This window comes from Rhizobium redzepovicii, assembly GCF_019793435.1.
Classification (GTDB): domain Bacteria; phylum Pseudomonadota; class Alphaproteobacteria; order Rhizobiales; family Rhizobiaceae; genus Rhizobium; species Rhizobium redzepovicii.
On sequence record NZ_JAILYH010000001.1, the window covers coordinates 224,401 to 248,289 of the forward strand.

Annotated in this window: 21 protein-coding genes; 8 read left to right on the forward strand and 13 right to left on the reverse strand. The window is 62.1% G+C overall.

What is annotated here, in order from left to right; translation table 11 throughout:
* Window positions 1-100: 100 nt before the first annotated feature.
* On the reverse strand, window positions 101-2,062 hold the full coding sequence (locus tag K6N12_RS01090) for an elongation factor G (RefSeq protein ID WP_222148582.1): 1,962 nt from the start codon (window positions 2,060-2,062) through the stop codon (window positions 101-103).
* A 416-nt stretch (window positions 2,063-2,478) separates the two neighbouring features.
* Between K6N12_RS01090 and K6N12_RS01095 the strand changes: the two genes are divergently transcribed.
* Window positions 2,479-3,306 (forward strand): DUF4274 domain-containing protein, encoded by an 828-nt coding sequence (locus K6N12_RS01095; protein ID WP_183777950.1) that lies wholly within the window; start codon window positions 2,479-2,481, stop codon window positions 3,304-3,306.
* 90 nt (window positions 3,307-3,396) lie between these two features.
* Here K6N12_RS01095 and melA (K6N12_RS01100) read toward each other — a convergent pair whose 3' ends face one another.
* The 6 genes from melA (K6N12_RS01100) to melA (K6N12_RS01125) form a co-directional block, all read right to left on the reverse strand.
* Window positions 3,397-4,767: an alpha-glucosidase/alpha-galactosidase gene (gene melA, locus K6N12_RS01100; protein WP_222148583.1), complete on the reverse strand. Its 1,371-nt coding sequence runs from the start codon at window positions 4,765-4,767 to the stop codon at window positions 3,397-3,399.
* A gap of 22 nt (window positions 4,768-4,789) precedes the next feature.
* On the reverse strand, window positions 4,790-6,457 hold the full coding sequence (locus K6N12_RS01105) for an ABC transporter ATP-binding protein (protein WP_222148584.1): 1,668 nt from the start codon (window positions 6,455-6,457) through the stop codon (window positions 4,790-4,792).
* Between the two features lie 10 nt (window positions 6,458-6,467).
* Window positions 6,468-7,607: an ABC transporter permease gene (locus K6N12_RS01110; RefSeq protein WP_183777947.1), complete on the reverse strand. Its 1,140-nt coding sequence runs from the start codon at window positions 7,605-7,607 to the stop codon at window positions 6,468-6,470.
* 1 nt (window position 7,608) lies between these two features.
* The gene (locus tag K6N12_RS01115; protein WP_183777946.1) at window positions 7,609-8,616 is read right to left on the reverse strand and encodes an ABC transporter permease; all 1,008 of its coding nucleotides are present in this window, start codon (window positions 8,614-8,616) and stop codon (window positions 7,609-7,611) included.
* Window positions 8,617-8,788: 172 nt separating this feature from the next.
* On the reverse strand, window positions 8,789-10,876 hold the full coding sequence (locus K6N12_RS01120) for an ABC transporter substrate-binding protein (RefSeq protein ID WP_183778308.1): 2,088 nt from the start codon (window positions 10,874-10,876) through the stop codon (window positions 8,789-8,791).
* 124 nt (window positions 10,877-11,000) lie between these two features.
* Window positions 11,001-12,467: an alpha-glucosidase/alpha-galactosidase gene (melA, locus tag K6N12_RS01125; RefSeq protein WP_183777945.1), complete on the reverse strand. Its 1,467-nt coding sequence runs from the start codon at window positions 12,465-12,467 to the stop codon at window positions 11,001-11,003.
* Window positions 12,468-12,712: 245 nt separating this feature from the next.
* Between melA (K6N12_RS01125) and K6N12_RS01130 the strand changes: the two genes are divergently transcribed.
* Window positions 12,713-13,555: an AraC family transcriptional regulator gene (locus tag K6N12_RS01130; protein WP_131711579.1), complete on the forward strand. Its 843-nt coding sequence runs from the start codon at window positions 12,713-12,715 to the stop codon at window positions 13,553-13,555.
* An 18-nt stretch (window positions 13,556-13,573) separates the two neighbouring features.
* On the opposite strand, the gene K6N12_RS01135 is transcribed toward K6N12_RS01130, so the two are convergent.
* Complete coding sequence (locus tag K6N12_RS01135; protein ID WP_183777944.1) at window positions 13,574-14,635, reverse strand: class I SAM-dependent methyltransferase; 1,062 nt, start codon at window positions 14,633-14,635, stop codon at window positions 13,574-13,576.
* Between the two features lie 441 nt (window positions 14,636-15,076).
* On the opposite strand from K6N12_RS01135, the gene K6N12_RS01140 reads away from it, so the two are divergent.
* The 5 genes from K6N12_RS01140 to K6N12_RS01160 are packed head-to-tail and all read left to right on the forward strand — an operon-like array spanning window position 15,077 to window position 18,628.
* A complete protein-coding gene (locus K6N12_RS01140) occupies window positions 15,077-15,397 on the forward strand; it encodes a helix-turn-helix transcriptional regulator (RefSeq protein ID WP_183777943.1) in 321 nt (106 codons plus the stop codon).
* Window positions 15,398-15,400: 3 nt separating this feature from the next.
* Window positions 15,401-15,661, forward strand: a complete 261-nt coding sequence (locus K6N12_RS01145) for a hypothetical protein (RefSeq protein ID WP_088940643.1) — start codon at window positions 15,401-15,403, stop codon at window positions 15,659-15,661.
* A 9-nt stretch (window positions 15,662-15,670) separates the two neighbouring features.
* Window positions 15,671-15,910 (forward strand): hypothetical protein, encoded by a 240-nt coding sequence (locus K6N12_RS01150; protein WP_097625540.1) that lies wholly within the window; start codon window positions 15,671-15,673, stop codon window positions 15,908-15,910.
* Window positions 15,911-15,922: 12 nt separating this feature from the next.
* Window positions 15,923-16,054 (forward strand): hypothetical protein, encoded by a 132-nt coding sequence (locus tag K6N12_RS01155; RefSeq protein ID WP_222148666.1) that lies wholly within the window; start codon window positions 15,923-15,925, stop codon window positions 16,052-16,054.
* A 12-nt stretch (window positions 16,055-16,066) separates the two neighbouring features.
* A complete protein-coding gene (locus K6N12_RS01160) occupies window positions 16,067-18,628 on the forward strand; it encodes a GcvT family protein (RefSeq protein ID WP_183777940.1) in 2,562 nt (853 codons plus the stop codon).
* A 56-nt stretch (window positions 18,629-18,684) separates the two neighbouring features.
* Here K6N12_RS01160 and K6N12_RS01165 read toward each other — a convergent pair whose 3' ends face one another.
* Window positions 18,685-19,422, reverse strand: a complete 738-nt coding sequence (locus K6N12_RS01165) for a phosphatase PAP2 family protein (protein ID WP_183777939.1) — start codon at window positions 19,420-19,422, stop codon at window positions 18,685-18,687.
* 158 nt (window positions 19,423-19,580) lie between these two features.
* Here K6N12_RS01165 and K6N12_RS01170 point away from each other — a divergent pair, with 158 nt between their 5' ends.
* Window positions 19,581-20,123, forward strand: a complete 543-nt coding sequence (locus tag K6N12_RS01170) for a hypothetical protein (RefSeq protein WP_183777938.1) — start codon at window positions 19,581-19,583, stop codon at window positions 20,121-20,123.
* A gap of 12 nt (window positions 20,124-20,135) precedes the next feature.
* On the opposite strand, the gene K6N12_RS01175 is transcribed toward K6N12_RS01170, so the two are convergent.
* The 4 genes from K6N12_RS01175 to K6N12_RS01190 are packed head-to-tail and all read right to left on the reverse strand — an operon-like array spanning window position 20,136 to window position 23,868.
* Window positions 20,136-21,629: an HAL/PAL/TAL family ammonia-lyase gene (locus K6N12_RS01175; protein ID WP_183777937.1), complete on the reverse strand. Its 1,494-nt coding sequence runs from the start codon at window positions 21,627-21,629 to the stop codon at window positions 20,136-20,138.
* The gene (locus K6N12_RS01180) at window positions 21,626-22,402 is read right to left on the reverse strand and encodes an ABC transporter ATP-binding protein (RefSeq protein ID WP_003595156.1); all 777 of its coding nucleotides are present in this window, start codon (window positions 22,400-22,402) and stop codon (window positions 21,626-21,628) included. Before K6N12_RS01180 ends, K6N12_RS01175 begins: the two co-directional genes overlap by 4 nt.
* A 25-nt stretch (window positions 22,403-22,427) precedes the next feature.
* Window positions 22,428-23,132, reverse strand: coding sequence for an ABC transporter permease (locus K6N12_RS01185; protein WP_097625545.1), 705 nt, complete (start codon window positions 23,130-23,132; stop codon window positions 22,428-22,430).
* 10 nt (window positions 23,133-23,142) lie between these two features.
* Window positions 23,143-23,868 (reverse strand): ABC transporter permease, encoded by a 726-nt coding sequence (locus K6N12_RS01190; RefSeq protein ID WP_183777936.1) that lies wholly within the window; start codon window positions 23,866-23,868, stop codon window positions 23,143-23,145.
* Window positions 23,869-23,889 lie beyond the last annotated feature (21 nt).

The window sequence follows — 23,889 nt, forward strand, 5'->3', positions numbered from 1 at the left end:
AGGCACTGAAGCGTACCGGAGCGAAATCGTTCAGCGAGAACGGCTCGTACCGGACGTCCGGCAGCATAGCTGCGCGCGAGCATGAGGTGGCGCGAACGTTTCAGTGTGCGGTGCCTGGTTTCTCCTTTGCCCTCACAATGGCGTCCGCTTCCTTGCCGTATAGCTCCTCGAAGTGATCGAAGGTCTTGGAAAAATAACCAATGCCCTGCGTCGCCGAGCGCAGCGCCCGCGCCAGTTCCTCAAGTGCACCGCCCGGAACGAGCGCCCGGAAGATGTCCCAACCCTTGGCGGTTTCATCCCGGTCGAAGCCGAGAACCTGGCCGTTGAGGGCAGAGACGATCTGGACGAGGCTGCCCGAATAGACCGACGGAATGTGAATCTCGCTGCGGAAGACCGGCTGCATCAAGACGGTCGATCCCTCGGCAAGCGCCTGACGCACCCCCATTTTCGACGCAGTCCGGAAGGCGTGTTCCGAACTGTCGACGGCATGGTGCTGACCATCTTGCAGCGTTACGCCGACATCGATGACCTCGAAGCCTAGCGGTCCTTTCTCCATCGCTTCGCGCGCGCCCGCTTCGACGGCGGGGAAGTAATTGCGCGGAACGGCGCCGCCCTTGACTGTTTCGCCAAAGGTGAAACCCTGGCCGCGCTCGTTGGGGTGAATGCTCAGCTTCACATCCGCGAATTGCCCGGCACCACCGGTCTGTTTGCGATGGCGGTAATGAACCTCCGATGGTTTCGTGATCGTCTCGCGGTAGATCGGGCTGGGCGTTCGGTCGGTCACGGAGATGTGAAAGACTTCCGCCAGCGTTCGGCAAAGTTCACGCAGATGTACCGGCCCCTGGGCGCGGACGAGTTGAGCGCCCGTGCCTTCCTCCTGCAAGACTTTCAGGCCGCGATCCGTCTCGGAAAGTTTTGCCAGCGTTTCGGAAAGCTTGTTTTCATCGCGCTCGCTGCCCGGAACCAGGATCCTTTCAAGCATCGGCGTGGGTGGTTCCGTCCACTCAGGCGGGGCGATCACCGCGCCGGGGGTCAATAGCGAAGGGACGCGCAGATGGTCGGACTTGACGGTCGCGAAGACATCCCCCGGCGCCGGCAGAACCGCCGAATTGGACCGCCCGTTTGCGAGATTTTGGACGGCGCCGAGGCTGGAGCCGCCCAGTGATGCGCCTTGCCGCAGTCCCTCGCCAAGTGCGCGCACGAGCACCGTCTTGCCGACATTCTGGCGATGATAGGCATGGAAGCTCACGGCCACCAGCTTGCCTTCATCGACAGTTCCCGTATGAGCGAGACGCTGCCTGAGAATCCCGACCGGCGGCGCCTCGTGGCGCAGCGCCTTCATCAGCCTCATCATGCCGTTGCCGTGACTTGCAGCACCGATCAGGACCGGGATAATCCTGTTTTCCCTGAGAACCCGCGATGAAATGGCATAGAGCGCGTCGCTGGGTGGCTCGCGGTCCTCGATCAGTTCCTCGAGAAGCCAGTCATCGAATTCGGACAGATGTTCCAGGAGTTCGGTGCGCGCTTCGTGCTCACGTTCGGCAGTGCTTTCGGGGATGGCGATCAGCGCCGAAGTCTGGCCTTCCCGGTAGCGCCACGCCCGTTCCGAAATCAGATCGCAACTGCCGACGATCCTGTCCCCCTCGCGGATCGGGATCTGGCGAAGCAAAAGCGTGTGGTTGGCGTAGTCTTGAAGCGCGGCGATCACATCCCTCAACCGCCCCCTCGGTTCGTCCATCCGGTTGACGAAGAGGATGCAAGGCGTCCCCGAGGCTTCGATTATCCTGAGATAGGGCGCGGCGAGCACAGCCTCCTCGGGTGCCGATGAAACGCACAATATGCAGGCGTCGCTGGCAAGAAGCGCGTGCTGCGCATGCGCCAACGCTTCGTTGGGTCCTGGCGCATCCAGTGCACACCACGCCTCGTTTCCGAAGATGAACTCTGTGAGGTTCAATCCATAAGGGGAGCTGGATTTTCTCGGCGTCCCCTCCAGCGAGCCGAGCTTTTCCACGACTGTCGATTTTCCGGTCTGCGAGGGTCCAAGCACGGTAAAGCAACGCATCAGCATTCCTCCAACTGCCATAAACACAATTTCAGCCATCATAGGATGCCCTGAACCGCTGCAAGGCGCCAGAGGTGTTCAGTTTGACAGCGCTTTGACCTGGACTTGCGTTTATCGTCATGTGAACTGGGCGGTCTGAAGTGTTCTTTCTCGTCCGCTCTCTGCAAATCTGGATGGATGATGGAAAAGCGCGGTCATCGAGCCAAGCTACTTAACGACCATGACCGGGTGAAAACTTCCAGGATAATTGGAGGAGGTTGCCTTGAAGGGAATCGAAATCTCGATCGCGTTGCTCGGTTCACACCGGGAGATGGGCAGGCTGTTACAGATGCTCAACCCAACAGTCCCACGGCCCGCAATTGCTGAGAATTGCTTTGAAGGCTAATAGGCGATCGATCATTCCCAGAGGGAGAGCGATGGCCGACACATTTGACAGTTATGATGCCGAACAACGGGCCATGATCGATTGGTTGACCGGCCGGTCTCCTGATGCTCGCCATGCCATTGCAGAAAATCTGAACTTCGACTTCGCTGAAGATGTGTTCGAGTGGATCCTGACGCAGCCGGACTGCGATCTGGCAACTGCCGCGAGCTATTTCTGGCGAACAGAACCATCCGACCTTCTCGAAAATTCTGACTCCAGGAATGAAGATAGCTTGACGGTGCAGCGGCTAATAGACCGCGTCAATGCGGGCTTTTATAGCCGGTCGGAAATTTACTATGGGGGCCAAGAGCTGTGGGAAGGCGAAGAGGTGTGCAGTTGGACGGTTGAAGAAGCCGAAGACCTGCGAGAGTTCGCCCGCGCCCATGGGGCTTCCAATCTTCCCTGGACTTTACCTGAGGCGCTGGTTCCGCCGTTCGGGCACCGCGCAGTTCGCATCTTAGATGAAGAAGATCCCCTTAAATCGGAAGAACTCCAAAAGCTCTTTGCCGGGCTCGGGACAGGTTCCGGACTAATTCCAGCAAGCCTGATGGCGGCAGATCCGCCTCCAAGAAGTATGCCGCAGCCAGCGCAGCAACTCAACGTCGGAAAAAGAATAGCGACGTTGCGCAGTTCGGCTTTCACGCCGCTGTACCTTTACCTCGCATTCGTTGCGGCGGGATGGGGACTTATCTATGTCTTTGACCCTCCGAGGTTCGTATATACGCTGATGATCATCTGCTGCTTGCACTTCGGGCCGATGACATTCTGGATGGTGCGATCTGAAATGAAACGGAAGACTGAGAAACTAGCGGCCCGCTAGTAGCAAACCGCCTCATCCCAACACACGCAAAAGCCCCGCGGTCGTTGCCACACCGCGGGGCTCTTTGACGCCTAACCCGGGAGAAAAAGGTCAGGCGGCTTTAACTTTGTTGGATGTGCGGGCCCATTCCGGCAGCCAGTCGCCGTGGGTGGCGAGCAGGTCGTCGACCAGCGACCAGATCTGGTCGAGGTCGAGTTCGGCTGCGGTGTGCGGGTCCATCATCGCGGCGTGGTAGATGTGCTCGCGATTTTCCGTCATCAGCGCCTGCACCGTCAGTTCCTGGACGTTGATGTTGGTGCGGATCAGCGCGGTCAGCTGCGGCGGCAGGGCGCCGATGAAGGTCGGCTGGATGCCTGAGGCGTCGACCAGGCAAGGCACTTCGGCGGCGCAATTTTCCGGCAGCGAGGTGATGCAGCCATTGTTGCGGACGTTGCCGTAGATGACGGAGGGTTCGCCGGTCCAGACCGAGTTGATGATCGAGGAGGCATATTCCTTCGAGGGCGTCACCTCGATCTTGTCGGCGCTGCGATAGGCCTCCGCCTGGCCCTTCCAGCGCTCGATCTGCTCGATGCAGCGTTTCGGATACTCATCGAGCGGAATGCCGAATTTCTCGATCAGGTCGTCGCGGCCCTCCTTGATGAAATAGGGCGTGTATTCGGCGAAATGCTCCGAGCTTTCGGTGACGAAATAGCCGAGCCGCGTCAGCATCTCGTAGCGCACCTTGTTCGGGCAGCGCGGGTTCCAGCCGGGTTTCGGCGCCCTGCCCTCGCGGTAGGCGCGCAAGAGATCGGGATAGAGGTTGCGGTAGGAGCCGTCGGCCTGGCGGTGCTCGAATTTGAGATAGAAGGCCATGTGGTTGATGCCGGCGGCGCGGTAGCGAATTTCCTCGTAGGGAATGTCGAGATCGTGGGCCAGTTCCATCGCCGTGCCCTGCACCGAATGGCAGAGGCCGACCTGGCGGATGGTTGGATATTTCTCGGCGATTGCCCAGGTGTTGATCGCCATCGGGTTGACATATTGCAGCATGATCGCCTCGGGGCAGACGGCGAGCATGTCCTCGCAGATCTTCCAGAGATGCGGCACGGTGCGCAGGCCCCGCATGATGCCGCCGACGCCGAGCGTATCGGCGATCGTCTGGCGCAGGCCGTATTTCTTCGGCACCTCGAAATCGGTGACGGTGCAGGGCTCATAGCCGCCGATCTGGAAGGCGACGACGACGAAATCGGCGCCGGCAAGCGCCTTGCGCTGGTCGGAATAGGTCTCGGCCTTGGCCTTGACGCCGAGCGTCGAGATCAGCTTGTTGACGACGACGGCGCTTTCCTCCAGCCGCTGCGGATTGAGATCCATCAGCGCGATCGTCGCGCCCGACAGCGCGGGACGCTGCAACACGTCGCCGATGATGTTCTTCATGAAAACGGTGGAGCCAGCTCCGATGAATGTGATCTTGGGATTTGCTGCCATTATAACCTCCGGCATTCGGCAATCATGCTACCTCGAAAGCGGCTTTGACGAGCCGTTCGGTGTAGGCGGTCTTGGGATGGGATAGGACTTCGTTGACGGGCCCCTCTTCGACGATCTTGCCATGCTGCATGACGATGACGCGGTGGCAAAGCGCCCGGACGACCTTGAGATCGTGGGAAATGAAGAGGTAGCTCAGACCCCGCTCGTCCTGCAGCTTGCGCAGCAGTTCGATGATCTGGGCCTGGACGGAAAGGTCGAGCGCCGATGTCGGCTCGTCGAGCAGGATGAATTCCGGCTCCAGCGCGATGGCGCGGGCAATGGCGATGCGCTGGCGCTGGCCGCCGGAAAATTCATGCGGGAAACGCGACAGGATATTGCCGGGCATGCCGGCTGAAATCAGCGCCTCGCGCACCCGGTCCTGCCGTTCGGCCCTGGTGGCGCCCAGCCGGTTGACGACGAGGCCTTCCTCGATGATCTGGCCGATCGTCATGCGCGGGTTGAGCGAGGAGAACGGGTCCTGGAACACCACCTGCATGCGGGCCCGTAGCGGCCGCATCTCAGCGCGGGAAAGCCCGTGGATCGGCTGATGGTCGAAATGGATTTCGCCGCTGTCGGGCGTGTTCAGCCGCAGGATCGCCTGGCCGAAGGTCGTCTTGCCGGAGCCGGATTCACCGACGAGGCCGAGCGTCTCGTGACGGCGCAGCGTCAGATCGAGGCTGTCGACGGCGACAAGCTCGCGCATCGCCGGCTTGAGGAAGGAACCGTGGCGCAGCATGAAGGCGACGCGCACGCCCTTGGCGTCGAGGATGACATCCGATCCCGCCGGCAGCGGGTTGGCCTCGCCGCGCGGCTCGGAGGCAAGCAGATGCCTTGTATAGGCGTGCTGCGGATTGGCAAACAGCGCTTCCGTGGTGTTGTGCTCGCGCACTTCGCCATGTTGCATCACATAGACGTAATCGGAAAACTGCCGCACCACCGTCAGGTCGTGGGTGATGAGGATGACGGCCATCCCCATTTCCTTCTGCAGGTTGCGGATCAGGTTGAGGATCTGCGCCTGCACGGTGACATCGAGCGCCGTCGTCGGCTCGTCGGCGATCAAGACGTCCGGATCGTTGGCGAGCGCCATGGCGATCATCACGCGCTGGCGCTGGCCGCCGGAAAGCTGATGCGGATATTGCCGGATGCGTGCGGCGGGGTCGGGGATCTGCACATGTTCGAGCAGTTCGAGCGCCCGCTTTTCCGCATCCCTGCGGCTCATGCGGCGATGCACGCGGATCGCCTCGACGATCTGGCTGCCGATCGTATAGATCGGATTCAGCGAGCTCATCGGCTCCTGGAAGATCATCGAGATGCGGTCGCCGCGCAGCTTGCGGCGGGCCCGCTCGGAGAATTTGAGAATATTGCTGCCGTCATAGGAAACCGTCGATTTGCCGGAGACGACGGCGCGCTTCGACAGAAGCCCCATCACCGTTCTTGCGGTCACCGATTTGCCGGAGCCGGATTCGCCGACGATGGCGATGGTCTCGCCGCGATAGAGCTGGAAGGAGACGTCCTTGACGGCTTCGACCATGCCGTCCTCGACCTTGAAATTTACCGCCACATTGCGGGCGTCGATGATTGGTGCTTCCAAGCGGCCGTCATGGTCGTGGCGGACAAGCGGGGCGAAGGAATTGACCAGGGAAAGAGCCATATCAATCACCTCAATAAGGATCGACCGCGTCGCGCAGTCCGTCGCCCAGCGCATTGAAGGCGAAGACGGTGACGAGCACGAAGCCGACGGGGGAGAGAATCCAGGGATAGGAACCGATGACCGAATAGGTCGCCGTATCCTGCAGCATCAGCCCCCAGGAGATCAGTGGCGGCTTGACGGCAAAGCCGAGGAAACCGAGGAAGGATTCGAGCAGCACGACGCTCGGTATGTGCAGTGTCACCGCGACGATGACATGGCTCATCACGTTCGGGAAAATATGCTGCATGATAATGCGCTTGTCGGTGGCGCCGACCGCCATTGCCGCCCGGACATAATCGATGCGGGCAAGTGCTAAGGTCTTGCCGCGCACCTCGCGCGACATCTGCGCCCAGCCGAGCGCCGACATGACGAAGATGACGAAGGCGAGGAAGACATTGGTCGGCGCCGTCACCGGGATCAGCGAGGTCAGCGCCAGATAGAGCGGCAATTGCGGGAAGGCGAGCACCAGCTCGACGAAGCGCTGCAGCCAGATATCGAAGGTGCCGCCGAAATAACCGGAGACCATGCCGACCGTCGTGCCGATCAGGGTGACGATGAAGACGACGGTCAGCGCGATCATCAGCGAGATGCGCGAGCCGATGATGGCGCGCGACAGCACGTCACGGCCGAACTTGTCGGTGCCGAGGAAATGCACCGGCTGGCCATCGGTCGAGCCGAAGAAGTGGCGGTCGGCCGGGATCAGGCCGAACAGCTTGTATTCGGCGCCCTTGACGAAGAAGCCAAGCAGCCTCGGATTGTCGTAATCCATTCCGACGATCGGCTGGAAGGTGACCGGGTCGAGTTCCTCGGAATCCGACAGCGCATAGACGCGCGGCTGGAAGACGAAATTGCCGTCCTTGTCGTGGAAGCTCATCACCTGCGGCGGGGCGAAGCCGACATCGGTCGCCTTCGGATCCATCGGCGCGACGAAATCGGCAAAGATCGCCATGAGCAGCAGCAGCCCGACGAGGATGAGCCCGGCCATGCCGGTCCAGGAGCGCCTGAGCCGGCGCCAGACCAGGGCGATATAGCTCTCATGCCCGCGCGATGGCTTGCTGACCGAAGGTTCGGTCGTCGTCGGCGGTGGCGGCGAGGAGTCGAAAGCCAGCATCTCAGGCTCCTTCATATTGGCGGACACGCGGGTCGAGCAGCGCCAGCAGCATGTCGGCGATGATATTGCCGACGATCAGCGTTGCCGACAGCACCAGCATGAAGGTGGCGGTGACATAGACGTCGCCGATCGCCATCGAGCCGACGATCGCCGGGCCGACGGTCGGTAGCGCAAAGATGATGGCGGTCTCGATCTCGCCGGTCAGCATGTAGGGCAGCACGACGCCCTGATACATCACCAGCGGGTGCAGCGCATTCGGCACCGCGTGGCGCATCACCACCGCCCCGCCGGAGAGCCCCTTGGCCCTGGCCGTCTCGACATATTGGGCATTCAGCGTATCGAGCAGGTTGCCGCGCATCACCCGCATATTGTAGGCGAGCCCGCCGAAAGTGGCGATCGCCACGACCGGCCAGACATGGTGGACGAGGTCGACGAATTTCGCCCAGGACCACGGCGCCCCGCCATATTGCGGCGAGAAGAAGCTGCCGATTTCGGACACGTTGAACTGGAAGACCAGCAGATAGACGATGATCAGCGCCATCAGGAAGCGCGGCACCGTCATGCCGAGAAAGGAAACCGCCGAAAGCGTGCTGTCGATCCAGCTGTATTGGCGGGTCGCCGCCCAGATGCCGAAGCCGATGCCGAGCACGGAAGCGAAGATGTGGCAGACGAGCGCCAAGAGCAGCGTGCGCGGCAGCCGCTCGGCAACGACATCGGCGACCGGCTTGTTGTAGAACATGCTGTAGCCGAAATCGCCGCGGGTGACGATGCCGCCGATCCAGTTGACGTATTGCACGACCATCGGCTTATCCAGGCCGTGTTCGACCCGGTAGGCCTGTGCCTGGGCGTCGGCCTGGGCGTAGGAAGCGCCGCCCTGGTTGATCAGCTGCGATCTTATATAGTCGGCGTAGTCGCCGGGCGGAGCCTGGATGATCGCGAAGGTCACCACGCTCAGGATGAAGAGGACGGGGATCGCGGAGGCTATGCGCACGAGCAGGAATCGTAACATCGGACGGTCCGCTTTTCCTTGCCGCCAGTCGCTCCTTGTCGGCGCGGCCGGCTCGTTGGTCATATCCGGCCGCGCGCCACGCGCGGCCGGAAGTTCATTTCAGCTGGGAGGGAGTTCTCCGGCGCGCCGCATCGGATGCGACGCGCTCAGCTCTTTGTCCTGATGACATCGATCAGTTGATCGGGCCCTTGTCGCCGGGCTTGCCGGGCAGCTGCTCGGGGAACAGCTCATATTTGCCCTGCTTGTCGGCGGCCACCCACAGACGTTCACGGATGACCGAATCTTCAGCCCAGTTGAACATGAAGATCGGGGTGCCCTGCGGCACGTTCGAGAACCGCTTGTTGATGATCAGCGCGCCCGGATATTCGGTCAGGCCCACCGTGTTGACGTGCTCGGTCGAGATCTTCTGATATTGCTTCATCAGATCGACGCGCTCGTCGTTGCTCTGGCTTGTCGTGAACTTGTTGACGACGTCGACAAGCTCGTTTTCGAAGGGCATCAGATCGAGCTTGTCATCCTTGCCGGCGCGATGTTGCCAGCTGGTGCGCGGGCCGACGGGGGCGAGCTGCTCGGTATTCTGCACCACCGACGACAGTTCCGTCGTGTTGCGCTGGATCAGCCAGTCGAAGCGGCCGGCATAATGCGCATCGTCACGCTTGGCGCCGTCGAGCGCGTTGAGGACGATCTTCAGCCCGAGCTTCTCCATCTGGCCGACGACGCCTTCGGCAAGGCTCTTGTCGGTCGTGTACTGATTGTTGATCAGCATGACGATTTCGACATTCTTGCCGCCGGCCGTCCCGGCGGGGAAGTTCACGATGCCGTCGCCGTCGGTATCCTTCAGCCCTGCCTTGGCGAGTTCCGCCTTGGCGCCTTTGAGATCGAAGGGATAGTAGACGGTGGAGTTGCGGTCGTAGAAGCTGGTGCCGGACGAAAGCCCGCCCGGATAGATCGCCGTGAACGGTCCCTTGACCAACGAGTCGCCGATCGCCTTGCGGTCGAGCGCCATGGTGACGGCCTTGCGGAAGTCCTCGTTGCGGTTCAGTTCGCGGATCGCCTGGCCGCGCTCGTCCGGGCTGCCCCAGCCGTTGGCGGAAAAGTTCATGCGCAGGTTATAGCCGATGAGGCGCGGCCCGAAGGCCAGGCGGGCGGGTGCCGTCTTCTCGGCGGCACGCTTCAGCGACGCCACGAAGTTTTCCGGCTGCTCGAGGTTGGAAATGTCGGCGGATCCCGCCACCGCCTGCACGTCGCGGTCGGCCCAGGTCGAGAGCTTGTAGTGCAGCTCGTTGAGATAAGGCAGCTGATTGCCCTTCTCGTCGACCTTCCAGTAATAGGGGTTGCGGCGCAGTACGATGATATCGTCGGAGCGATATTCCACTGGCACCCAGGCGCCCATCACCGGCATGTTCATGTATTCCGGCGGGAAGGCGTTCTTGAACTGGTCGTAGGTGTTCTTCGAATATTTCGGATGCTGGGGTTTCAGGATATGCGACGGACCCGGGCAGAAGTTCGGGTAGGACATCGTGTAGAGATATTGCTTCGGGAAGGCCTCCTTGAAGGTCCATTCGACGGTGTAATCGTCGATCTTCTTCAGCGTCGTGCCGGCGCCGAAAGCCTCCGGCGAGGCGCCGCCGCCGAGCGGCGAGACGTTCGGATCGATGACTTCGTCATCCCAGTAGAACATGATGTCGTCGGCATTGAACGGCGCACCGTCAGACCACTTGGCGCCTTCGACCAGGTGCATGGTCAGCTTGTGGCCGTCGGCGGACCAATCCCAGCTCTTGGCCAGGTTCGGCAGCGGCTCGGTGTCCTGGGCTTTCACCTGGAACAGCGGCGCGGTGCGCGTCAGGCATTCGGAAAGGCCGATATCGATACCGCCCCAGCCCTGCGTCTGGCCGGCGCCGTAGTTCCAGCCTTCCGGCCGGCCGCCGATGACGTGGCGCATCGTATCGCCGTAGACGCCGATGCCGTCGGGCATGTTGCCGGTTTTGAAGACCATCGGCTCCTTCGGCAGACGGTCCTTGACCGGCGGCAGCTTGCCGGCGGAGACGAAATTCTTCGTGACCCAGTCGGGCTCGTGATATTCGGGCAGCGCCTTGAACTCGAGGATGGAGTCGCGCGCCACATAGTTGATCTTGCCTTCGGCCGGGAAATCCGGTGGCACCGGCGGCACGGTTGCCTCGGAGGCATAGGCATTCACCGCCAGAACCGAGACGCCGAGCGCCAGTCCGGCCAGAATGCTTGCGTTGCGGAAATTCATGATCGTTTCTCCCTTTTGTTCCGGAGCGCGGGTCACGCGGCTCTCTTCTCCTCGAACGATATGAAGGCGGGCCCGGTGTCATGGATTTCCCTCCCGGAAACCCATGACGACCAGCCTTCACGAAATGTCAGACGGCCTGTTTCAGCGCCGCCTTTTCCGCGCGCAGCTCTTCGATCGAGCGAACGTTGCGGCGTGCAGCGCCCGCCCAGTCGCGGGTCTGCACCTTGGATTTCGACAGCCGCTCCTTGGCGGCCGGCACGGCATCGGCATATTGCGGCAGCCAGCGCGCCTGGGCAACGACCATCTCGTCGACCATCTGCCAAACCTCCTCGGGCGTCGAGACGGCGCCGACCAGCGGGTCGTGCAGCACGGCAAGCTTCAGCAGGTCGATGTCGCCTGTGATCGCCGCATGCACCGACATGCGCTGGACGTTGATCGAGGCGATGCAGGTAGCGGCACAGGCTTCCGGCAGGGTGACGCCCGAGACCATGTTGATGCCGAAGCGGTCGACGAAGCCGGGCGATTCGATGATCGCATCGGAGGGCAGGTTGGTGATGACGCCGTTATTCTTGACGTTGAAATGGCCGCGATAGACCCGGTTCGTCTCCAGCGCCTCGAGGATGTGGCTCGCATGTTCGTTCGAGCGCTTGGCGGGGTCGATCGGCTTTGAGGCGGATTCCAGGAATTGCGGGAATTCGGTCTCGAACCAGTTGCGGGTTTCGGTAGAATGGCGGAGATAGCCGCCGGTTTCGCCGTGGATCCAGTCGGACATGTCGATCCAGCGGGTGATTTCCTCCGGCCGCTTGCGGTACCAGGGCAGGTACTCCGAAAGGTGGCCGTTGCTCTCGGTGGAATAGACGCCGAACCGCTTCAGCACGTCGATGCGCAGCTTCTCCTGCTGCGAATAGACCGGATGCGCCTCGAAGGCGGCGATCAGCTCGTCCTTGCCGATCCTGCGGCCGTTGAGGCGCAGGTCTATGAACCAGGTCTGGTGGTTGATGCCGGAGCAGACATAGTCGAGTTCACCCAGCGACTTGGCGCCGAGCACCTCGGCGATCTGTTCGGCGCCGTGCTGGACGCCGTGGCAGAGGCCGACGGTATCGACCTTGCCGTATTCGATCGCCGCCCAGGTGTTCATCGCCATCGGATTGGCATAGTTCAGGAATTTCGCGCCGGGCTCGGCGACCTCTCTGATATCCTTGCAGAAGTCGAGGATGACGGGGATGTTGCGCTGGCCATAGAGGATGCCGCCGGCGCAGATCGTATCGCCGACGCACTGGTCGATGCCGTATTTCAGCGGGATTCTGATATCGTCGGCATAGGCCTCAAGGCCGCCGACGCGCACGCAGCTGATGATGTAGCGCGCGCCGGTCAGTGCCTGGCGCCGGTCGGTCGTCGCCGTCACCTTGGTCGGCAATCCGTTCGCCTCGACGACCCGGTCGAGGATCGCCTTGATCATCTCCAGATTATGTTCGCTGAGATCGGTCAGCGCGAATTCAACGTCGCGAAACTCCGGAACGCACAAAATGTCGGTAAACAGCTTCTTGGTGAAACCAACGCTGCCCGCACCGATGATAGCGATTTTGAAACTCATGATCTTCACCTCGACCCAATCGAATGCTACAGAAAAGACGGCCATGAAGGATCAGGCCGCATGCTAGCGCATGCGGTTGAAAAAGCCGAAAAACCGTCTGTTTTCCTCCCGGCCGCTCTTTCGGCCGTGGTCTCTTCCCTGTTTGTCGAGCGGGATTATGCCCGAAATCGGCAAGCCGACCAGAGAAGGATTATGCTTTCAGGGGTAATTTTGTGCTGCAGAATTTGATTGCCAACGGACAGTCGATGAGGACGGTTTCGCTGCCCCGCGGCCGCCAGCGATTGCATGCCATGCCGACGAGCTCCGGCTATGAAGTGCGCGAGAACGAACCCTATGACTGGGATGGCCGCAGGCGCGGCCAGACGCCCTTCACCGTGCTGCAGCACACGATCAGCGGCACCGGCCGGCTGCGCTACCAGAACCGCAATTATCGGCTTCAGGGCGGCGATACGCTGCTGGTGCTCGTGCCGCACAATCATCGCTACTGGCTGGAGAAAGGCGACCGCTGGGAATATTTCTGGATTTCGATGAATGGCGAGGAGACGCTGCGCATTCACCAGCTGGTGCTATCAACTGCCGGCCCGGTGCTGAAACTGCAGCCCTCGACCATAGATCACCTCGCCGACTGCAGCCTGCGCCTCGTCACCGGCGCGACCTCGCCGGGGGCTGCCTCGGCGATTGCCTATGAAGCGGCGATGGCGCTCTATGACGACGTCTTCGGCTCGCCGGCCTTTGCCGCCGAACTCAGCCTGATGCAGCCGGTGATCGACCATATCAACGCCAATCTCGAAAAGCCGTTGCCGGTCAGCGAACTTGCCGGCATCGTCGGCCTCAGCCGCGCACATTTCTCGCGCAGCTTTGCCGAGAGCGAGGGCATGCCGCCGGCCGAATTCGTGCTCCAGCAGCGGCTGCAGCGCGCCGTCAAGCTTCTCACCAAAGCGGACTTCCTGCCGGTCAAGGAAGTCGCCATCATGTGCGGCTTCGAGGATCCGAATTATTTCTCCAAGGTCTTCCGCCGAGTCTACGGCACCAACCCGACGGAATTCCGCACCACCGGCATGTATGCCAGCATCGGCAAGCTGAGATAGCCGCCAGCCGGGGTTATCTCAAGCGCGCACCTCGAACACCATGTTGAACGGGGTTTCCGTGGCGCGGCGGAAATGCGTGAAGCCGGCGTCGAGCGCCACCTTGCGAAGCTTCATCTCTCCCGCCTGGGCGCCGAGCCCGAGTCCCACCTCCTGCGAGAGCGATGCCGGCGTGCAGATCATCGTCGAGGCGCCATAATAGACGCGGCCGACGGGGTTGAGATTGTCCTTGAGATGGTCATGAGCAAAGGGCTCGACGATCAGCCAGGTGCCGTTCGGTCCAAGCGTTTCCTTGACATGCTGGCCGGCGCCGACCGGATCGCCCATGTCGTGCAGGCAGTCGAACATCGCGACCATATCATAGCCGCGGCCTGGAAATTCCGCCGCCCGGCTCTGCTCGAACGTCACACGGTCACCGACACCTGCCTCTTTCGCAGCCGCCTTGGCTTTATCGATCGACGGGCCGTGGTAATCAAAGCCGGTAAAGTGGGAGGCGGGATAGGCCTGCGCCATCAGGATGGTCGAGGCCCCATGGCCGCAGCCGACATCGGCGACTTTGGCGCCGGCCTTGAGCTTTTCCTCGACCCCGGACAGGGCGGGTATCCATTCGGCGACGAGATGGCTGTTATAACCCGGGCGGAAGAAGCGCTCGGTTCCCCGGAACAGGCAGGTGCTGTGCTCGTGCCAGCCGAGGCCCTTGCCGGTACGGAAGGCGTCGGCGACCTTCGGCTCGTCCATCCACATCGATTGCACCACCTCGAAGGCGCCGACGAAGAAGGCCGGGCTGTTTTCCTCGGCAAAGACCATCGCCTGCTCCGGCGTCAGGCTGAAACGATCGGTTTTTTCGTCATAGACGATATAATCAGCCGCAGCCTGGGCGCTCAGCCATTCCCGAAGATAACGCTCCTTCACCCCGGTCTTTTGCGAAAGCTGCTGGACGTTCATCGGCGTCCCATCGGCCATCGCCTTGAAAATTCCCACCTTGTCGCCCAGCACGACCAAGGCGCCCGACATGGCGGCGCCGACATCACCGACCAGCCGGCCGACGAGTGCATCGAGTTTCTGCATATCCGGCTCACGCATTGTTTCCTCCCACGCGCGTGTTTCAGGAATTTAAAAATTAGACTTTAATAATATTCAGTCAATCAACCTTCCCTTTCAGGGCATAAATCTGAAGTATTAAGGGTCGAAAGAATGCGGGGGGGTGGAGTAACACGCGGGGTAGCTGTCAGACGCAACCGGAGCGTTGTGCAGGCGGGTTTGTAAAGCCCTCCCCAACCCCTGCCACAAGGGGGAGGGCCAACCCGCAGCATCCGCCTGCAAAAAACATCAGCCTTTCTGCAGATGAAACGTTGAAGTGAAAAGCGTCGGGAGCGGCATATAAGCCCCTCCCCCTTGTGGGGAGGGGTCTTGGCCAATCGCGAACCTGACAGCCGTGCTCACCATCCATGCTCTCATCATCGCTTGTGCAAGATTGCATTTTTTATATAATCCGTCCCACGACACTTTCGACGCAAGGCTATCATGACGGACCTGTCATCCGCCCAATGCCGCGCCGCGCGCGCCCTCTTGGCCTGGTCGCAGGACGATCTCTCCTCGGCCGCAAACGTCGCCAAGGCGACGATCGCCAATTTCGAGGCGGGCAAACGCTCGCCCTATGACCGGACCCTTCAGGATATGAAGCAGGCCCTGGAAGCAGGCGGCGTCGTTTTCATCCCGGAAAACGGTGGAGGGGCCGGTGTGCGCCTTGCCAAACGCGCAAATTCGATCGACACCAACGAGGCCGAAACGGTTCAATATGAAGAGTATCTCGAAAACGACGCGCCGCCCGGCGCGGGTGGCTGACTAATGACAAAGAAAGAAAAGCTGGAACACTCGGAATTGGCCGGAGAATTCACCGATGACGGGATCACCGTGCTCGTCGATATCTTCCGCACATCCGGCAGCAATGAAGACTGGACGATGGAAGTCGTCACCCAGGCCGAGGATCTGATCCGCTGGGACGAACCCTTTGCCACTGACCGGGAAGCTTTCGACGAATTCCTCGCCACTGTCGCTCGCGATGGCATTCGATCCTTTCTCGACGATGAAGAGCCGTCCGTTCACTGAGGAATCGTCGTGAAAAGCATCAATGATCTGGTCGCCTCTGCGAAAACCGTCTGCGACCGATACCGGGCCGGGCGAATGGAACGCGAGACTGTGCGCGAATGGGTCCTCGGCCTTGGCGCCTATCCAGGCCCGCATGGAGACCGCGTGCGCGAAGCGATGGATTGGTTCCGCCTGCACAATCGCGAGCCTGTTTCCGACGACATCGTGCTGGTCGATATCGACCGGCTACAGGCGATTTCAGCGCCGTGATCCCCGGGGCGGCTGGCGTGCGCCGCTGGCGCAATCACGCCGGTCCTCGGCGGCGTAGGACCAATGACGGTCGTCAGCCTGATGCATAATGCCCGCGTCGCAAGTCGAGGGCGGCTGGCAAAATTTAGTTCGTCCGATCAGTAGAAGGAACAGCACGTGGCAGCATTTCCGGAAAAGGCAAAGGTCGTCATTATCGGCCTCGGCGGTATCGTCGGCGCCTCCATCGCGCATCATCTCGTCGAGCGCGGATGGGACGATATCGTCGGCATCGACAAGTCGGGCATCCCGACCGATATCGGCTCGACAGCCCATGCCTCGGACTTCTGTTACACCACCAGCCACGACTATCTCTCGGTCTGGACGACGCAATATTCGATCGATTTCTACGAGAAGATGGGCCACTACGCCCGCATCGGGGGCCTCGAAGTGGCGCGCACCGGCGACGATGCCTGGATGGAAGAGATCAAGCGCAAGCTGTCCTCGGCCCGCGCTTTCGGCACGCGCGCCCATTATGTCAGCCCTTCCGAGATCAAGGAAAAGTTCCCGCTGATCGAGGAAGATCAGGTGATGGGCGGCCTTTACGATCCGGATGCCGGCCTGGTCATTCCGCGCTCGCAGACCGTTGCCGGCAAGCTGGTCGATGCCGCCGAAAAGGCCGGCAAGCTGCAGGTGTTCGGCAATACGCCGGCCAAGTCGCTGATCGTCGAAGGCGGCCGCATCAAGGGCGTCGTCACCCATCGCGGCACGATCATGGCCGACCACGTCATCGTCTGCGCCGGCCTTTGGGGCCGCCTGATCGCCGAGATGGTCGGCGAAGACCTGCCGGTCATGCCGGTCGATCATCCGCTCACCTTCTTCGGTCCCTATAACGAGTTCGAAGGCACCGGCAAGGAAATCGGCTTCCCGCTGCTGCGCGACCAGGGCAACTCTGCCTATATGCGCGATACCGGCGACCCGGCGACGACCGAGGGCGGTCAGATCGAGTGGGGCTATTACGAAGCCAACAATCCGCGCATGTGCCATCCGCGCGAACTTCTCGAAAAGCACGAAGCCCGCCTTTCGCCGTCGCAGCGTGACCTCGAGATGGAACAGATCATCGAGCCGCTCGAGCGCGCCATGGAACTGACGCCGATCCTCGGCGAACTCGGCTATAACGAGGGTCACTCCTTCAACGGCCTGCTGCAGGTTTCCGCCGGCGGCGGCGCGTCCTGCGGCGAGAGCCAGAAGGTCAGGGGTCTTTGGTATTGCGTTGCCATCTGGGTCAAGGACGGCCCGGGCTACGGCAAGCTGATCGCCGACTGGATGACCGACGGCCGTACCGAAATCGACCACAACAGCATCGACTACGCCCGCTTCTATCCGCATCAGTTGACCGAAGAATTCATCGAAGGCCGCTGCTACGAAGCCGCTCAGAAGATCTATTTCCCGGCCGTTCACACCCGCGAACCCTATCTATCCGGCCGCAACGCCAAGCGCTCGCCCTTCTACGAGCGCGAAAAGGAGCTGGGCGGTTACTTCATGGAACTGGGCGGTTGGGAGCGTGCACACGGCTATGCCGCCAACGAGCACCTGCTGGAGAAATATGGCGACCGCGTGCCGGTCCGCGAGAACGAATGGGACAACCGCCATTTCTGGCGCGTGTCGAATGCCGAGCATCTGGCGATGAGCGAGGATTGCGGCATCGTCAATCTCAGCCACTTCCACATGGTCGATATCGAGGGACCTGACCATGTCGAACTGATGGAATGGCTGTGCGCCGCCAAGGTCGGCGGCGATGCCAACATCGGCAAGGGCGTCTACACCCACTTCCTCGACGACGAAGGCATGGTCCGCGCCGACTTCACCGTCTTCCGCATGGCCGACCGCTGCCGTCTCGTCAACGGCGCCGATGCCGGCCCGCGCGACCTGCACTATATGAAGCGCGTCGCCGAAGATCGCGGCCTCGACGTCACCATCACCGACGTCTCGGAAAAATTCGTGACGGTCGGCATCTGGGGTCCGAACGCCCGCGACACGCTGAAGAAGGTCGTGGCCGATCCGGCCGGTCTCGATCAGGAAAACTTCGCCTTCGCAGCGATCAAGCCGATCGAAATCGCCGGCAAGACGGTCACCGCCTTCCGCATCTCTTATGTCGGCGAGCAGGGCTGGGAACTGCATATGAAATACGAAGACGGCCTCGCCGTCTGGGATGCGCTGCGCTCGACCGGCGTGATGGCCTTCGGCGTCGAGACCTATGCAAACTCGCGCCGCATGGAAAAGAGCCTGCGCCTGCAAAACGCCGACCTGCTGACCCAGTACAACCTGATCGAAGCCGATCTCGCCCGTCCAAAGGTCAAGGAAGCCGATTTCCGCGGCAAGGCAAAACATCTGGAATACAAGGCGCGTGAGCACCAGCCGGCCATGCTCTGCACGCTCGTGATGACGGAGAATACCGACAAGTCGGGCGTCAAGCGTTATCCGCTCGGCAACCTGCCGGTCGTCGATCCCGCCACCGGGGAGGTCCTGGTCGACGAACTCGGCCGCCGCTCTTACACGACCTCGATCGCTTACGGTCCGACAGTCGGCAAGAACATTGCGCTCGCCTACCTGCCCTGGTCGCATTGCCAGGTCGGTCGCAAGCTGAATGTCGAATACTTTGCCGAGACCTATCCGGTGGAAGTCGTCGGCGTCGGCTACAAGCCTATCTACGACCCGGAAAATCTGAAGCCGCGTACGTAGCGCTCAAGCACTTGTGGCGCCCCATTCGGGCGCCACAGTCGTTCTAAGCCTATGTTCTAGTCACCGTCGCCATTGCCGTTTTCGAGGCCATCGCCCGGGGCTCGGCTCGGAACGAAGCGTTTCGAGATCAGCCAGCAGCCGAGCGCCCAGAGGGCCCCGGCGCACCATCCGGCGAAGACATCAGTCGGGTAATGGACGCCGAGATAAATCCGGCTCAGGCCGATGATGACGGCCAGGAAGACACCGGCGGCCATGACGAAGATCCGCGTCGAACGGTAACGCTGCGTGCGGGCCAGCAGTGCCCCGAGCGTCAGATAGGTCACGGCCGAGACCATGGCGTGGCCGGAGGGAAAGCTGAGATCGCTGACCTCGACGAGATGCGGGACGATGTCTGGACGCGGCCTGGCGACGAGAATCTTCAGCAGTGTGCTTGCCAACCAGCCTGATAGTACCGAGGAAAAGACGAAGATCGCGATCGGCCAGCGCCGGTCAAGCAAGAGATAGACTGTGACGAGAGCGGTCATTAGCGAGAGAACGGTGATGCCACCGAGACTGGTGATGTCGCCGACGGCATGCGTCAGCCAGCCGGGGCCGATCGGCACGCCAAGCTCACCCGGCCGTCGCAACGCCAGCAGGATCGTTTCGTCGAAACGGAGCGTCTCGCCTTCGAGAACCTCGCTCGTCAGCCGCTGCAGCACGAACAGCCCGCCCGCGACGGATGCCAGCATGATGAGCGTCAGCGGCTCATATGCGGTGAGCCTCGCCAAAAATCCGCGTCGTTCAACCTCGCTCATGCCCGCCGCCACGCTCCTTCACTTCATGTCGATCTACGCCAGATCGGCAAGGTGAGCCGCAAATTCAAGCCCTTGCGGCATTCGAAGCCAGCCGGTAGCAAAAGCTCAACCTTCTTTTGTTATGGCTGGAGCGGATTGTCCTGGAGATGATTTCGGCGATGAAAATTCTGACAGCGATGGTTCTGATGGCGGCTGTCCTGCAGCCGGTCGCCGCCTTGGGCGAGACCGAATGGATGGGTGGCGCAAGACAATGGTCGGTCGGCTTCTCAAGCGAGCGCCCTGCCTATTGCCGGCTGCTGTGGAACAGCGAGCTCGGCAAGACCATGGAATTCCGCCAGACCGTCACAGAAACCTTCTGGCTGGTCACCAAGGACAGCTGGGATATTCCGGCCGGCACCACGACCGAGGTGACGCTGACCGATCGTTCGATGACGAAAGTCGTCGCCGCCGAATTCTTCGACAAGACCACGCTTCGCCTCTGGCCGCCAGCCAGCAAAGGAAGCGGCGGCCTGAAGAAGATTATCAAGAACGCTTTTGCCGGAACCCCTGACGTACAGCTGACCTTTGCCGGCGACGAAGGTGACTGGACGCTGCCGTTGTCGCGGGTGGATCAGCTCTACCCGACGTATCGTGAGTGCCTCAAGCGGCTCGAGGCCGGCGAAAAGCCCAAGCAGGATTCCGCCACCAGCAAGCCGTTCTGACAATTTTCTGGTTCAAACGATCGCCGGCGGCGCGGTCTCGCGGATCAGGCTGCGCGCGGCCTCGATATCGCCGTTCAGCGGCCGTTCGTCGCCATAATGGGAGATGCGCTGCCGCACCGCCTGATAGACGAGATCCGTACCTGGCGCCCGCGGCGCGGTCGCCGCCAGGAAATCATGCGCCTGGGCAGCCGCCATCAGCTCGATCGCCAGAATATATTCGGCATTGTCGATCACTGCGAGCAGCTTGCCGGCGGCGGCTGTCGGATGCGCAAGGAAATCCTCCTGCAGGCCGGAGGTCAGGCCGCCGTCCATCGCCGCGGGTGCGGCGAGGCGGCGGTTCTCGTTGCTGAGGGCGGCGGCGGTATATTGGGCGATCATGAAGCCGGAATGGCTGCCGGCATCGCTCGCAAGAAACGGCGGCAGGCCGCTCACCAGCGGATTGACCAGCCGGTCCATGCGCCGTTCGCTGATCGCACCGATCTGCGCGAGCGCAATGGCGAGGCTATCGGCCGCCTGCCCGAGCGCCGGGGCGACGGCATGCGCCTCGGAGGAGACGATCGGGTTCTCCGGCGTGCCCGACACAGCCGGGTTGTCGGTGACGGAAGCGAGTTCCTGATCGGCGATGCGGGCGGAATTGTCGAAGACATCGCGGGCGGCGCCATGGGCATGCGGCACCGAGCGAAGGCTGAGGGCATCCTGGGTGCGCCGGCCGAAGGCGGCGGCGACGAGGCCGCTGCCCTGGAGGCGGGCGCGCAAGCTGGCTCCGACCTTGTCGATCCCGGCAGATGGGCGCAGCGCCAGCACCGCCTCGTCGAAGGCGGCGATCTGGCAGCCTGCCGCCTCAAGCGTCAGGGCCGCGATGGCATCGGCCCAGTCGAGCAGCGGTTCGGCGCGCGAAAGCGCGATAGCTGACAGCCCGGTTGCGCAGGCCGTGCCGTTGACGAGGCTCAGGCCCTCCTTGGCGCCGAGCACCAACGGCTGCAGGCCGATCGCCGCCAGCGCCTCGCGGCCGCTCATGCGCCGCCCGGCCACGGTGGCACTGCCTTCGCCGACCAGGACGAGCGCGGTGTGAGCGTTGTGGGTGAGATAACCGGCCGAGCCCTTCGACGGCACGTCGGGAATGCAGTCATGCTCCAGCATGGCCGTGAGATACTGGACGATCTCGCGCCGCACACCGGAATGGCCATGGGAAAAATTGGCGATCTGGGCGGCGATGATGGCGCGCACTTCGCGAGCCGCCAGCAGCGGTCCCACGCCGCAGGCGTGACTGAGCACGATGCTGCGTGACAACAGGCTCTGCGAGGCCCGATCGACCACGGTATCGGCGAGCGCTCCGACGCCGGTGTTGACGCCATAGGCGCGCACGCCGGTCTCGACGATGCGCGCAACGATGCGGCTTGCCTGCTCGACCCGCGCCCAGGCGGCCGGCGACAGCGCCAGCGCTTCCCCTGCCCCGACGCGCGCGACACCGCGCCAGGTCAGCACAGTCTCGATGGTGATCGTCATTGACCGCTTCCGAAATGGCCGATGAACTGGCGGAAGGCGGGTGTGGCGCCGCCGGTGAACATGTCGTCGGGCTTGCCGCTGCTTTCGACCAGCCCTTCGCGCATGAAGACGACGCGGTTGGAGACGTTGCGGGCAAAGCTCATCTCATGAGTGACGACGAGCATGGTCATGCCTTCTTCGGCAAGCGCGCGCATGACGCGCAGCACCTCGCCGACGAGTTCCGGATCGAGCGCCGAGGTCGGCTCGTCGAAGAGCATCACCTTCGGCTTCATCGCCAAAGCGCGGGCAATTGCGGCGCGCTGCTGCTGGCCGCCGGAGAGATGGGCGGGATAGGCATGGCGTTTATCGGCGATCCCGACCTTTTCGAGCAGCGCTTCGGCCTCGGCAATACAGTCGGCGCGCGGCCGCTTCAGCACATGGATCGGGCCCTCGATGACGTTCTGCAGGATCGTCATATGGGACCAGAGATTGAAGGACTGGAACACCATGCCGAGCTCGGAGCGGATATGGTCCACCTGCTTCTGGCTCGCCGGCTTGCTACGCCCGTTCTTGTGCACCATCTCGATGTGCTCGCCATCGACCCAGATCTCGCCGTCGCTTGCGGTTTCGAGCATGTTGATGCAGCGCAGAAAGGTGGATTTGCCGGAGCCGGAGGCGCCAAGCAGCGAAATTACATCGCCGTCCTCAGCATCGAGGGAAATGCCGCGCAGGACCTCGTGTGTGCCGAAGCTCTTGCGGATATTGCGGACCGAAAGTCGGGTAACGCCTGGCATGATTGCTCCAATCTTCAAAAACCGCTTACGCCTTCAGCGGCTGCGGCGCAGCGCGGCGGTGTCGGGACAGCGAATATTCGAGCAGGGCCATGCCCTGCAGGATGATGAAGTTCAGCACGAGATAGATGATCGCGGCGCAGAGGAAGACTTCCATCGTGCGGTAGGTCTGCGAGATCAGCCGTTGGGCGACACCGGTGACCTCCCAGACAGTGACGAGGCTGGCGAGCGCCGTCGATTTCATCATCAGCACGATCTCGGTGGAATAGGCCGGCAGCGCATGGCGAAAGGCGATCGGCGCCAGGATGCGGCGCACCAGCAGGAAGCCGGACATGCCGATCGAGCGCGCCGCCTCGATCTCTTTCGGCGAAACGGCGCGAATGCCGCCGCGAAAAATCTCAGCCGTGTAGCCGGCGGTGCAGAGCGCCAGCGACAGCACGGCGCAGACCATCGGCTCGCGCAGGAACGGCCAGAGGAAGGAATAGCGGATGACGCCGAACTGGCCGAGGCCATAGAACACCAGGAACATCTGGATCAACAGCGGCGAGCCGCGGAAGACGAAGATGTAGCCCTTGGCGAAACCGGACAGATAGCGGTTGCCGCTGACCCGCATCGAGACGATGACGAGCGCCAGCAGGCCGCCGAAGAAGATCGACAGCGAAAACAGGATCAGCGTCGTCGGCACGGCCTTGAGCAGGGTAACCATGGTTGACGCGAGAAAGGTGAAATCCATCATCGCCTCCTTACGCCTGGCCCATGGCGGATGCCGGCATGCTGCGGTTGGCGCGGCGTTCCGCACCGTTGAAGATGCGGTCGGAAAGGCTGGTCAGGATCAGATAGAGGCAGCCGCCGGCGATGAAGAACAGGAAATATTGCCGGGTCGAACCCGCCGCCACCTGGCTGGTGCGCATCAGTTCTGCAAGGCCGGTGACCGAGATCAGCGCCGAATCCTTGAGGCTGAGCTGCCAGACATTGCCGAGGCCGGGAATGGCCAGCCGCAGCACCTGCGGCATGATGATGCGGCGAAAGCGCATGGCGCGATGCATGCCGATCGCCGAGGCCGCCTCGAGCTCACCCTTGGAGATGGCGAGGAAGGCGCCGCGGAACACCTCCGCCTGATAGGAGCCGGAAATGATGCCGACGGCCAGCGCGCCGGCGGCAAAGGAAGGCAGGCCGAGAAAACCCTCGAAACCCATCGCCTTGCCGATCGCGGTGACCGCCGAGGAGCCGCCGAAATAGATGAGATAGATGATCAGCAGTTCCGGCACGCCGCGAAACACCGTCGTATAGACATTGCCGAGCGCCACAAGAAAGGGATTGCCGGAGAGCTTCGCCCCCGCGACGATCGCGCCGAGCACCGCGCCGATCGCCAACGCCGTCGCGGTGACGGCGAGCGTCATCAAGGTGGCGAGAATGAGCAGCGCGCCCCATCCCGTCGAGCCGAAGCCAAGCAGTTCCAAGCTTGCCATATCGTCCGTTCCCCGTCCGTG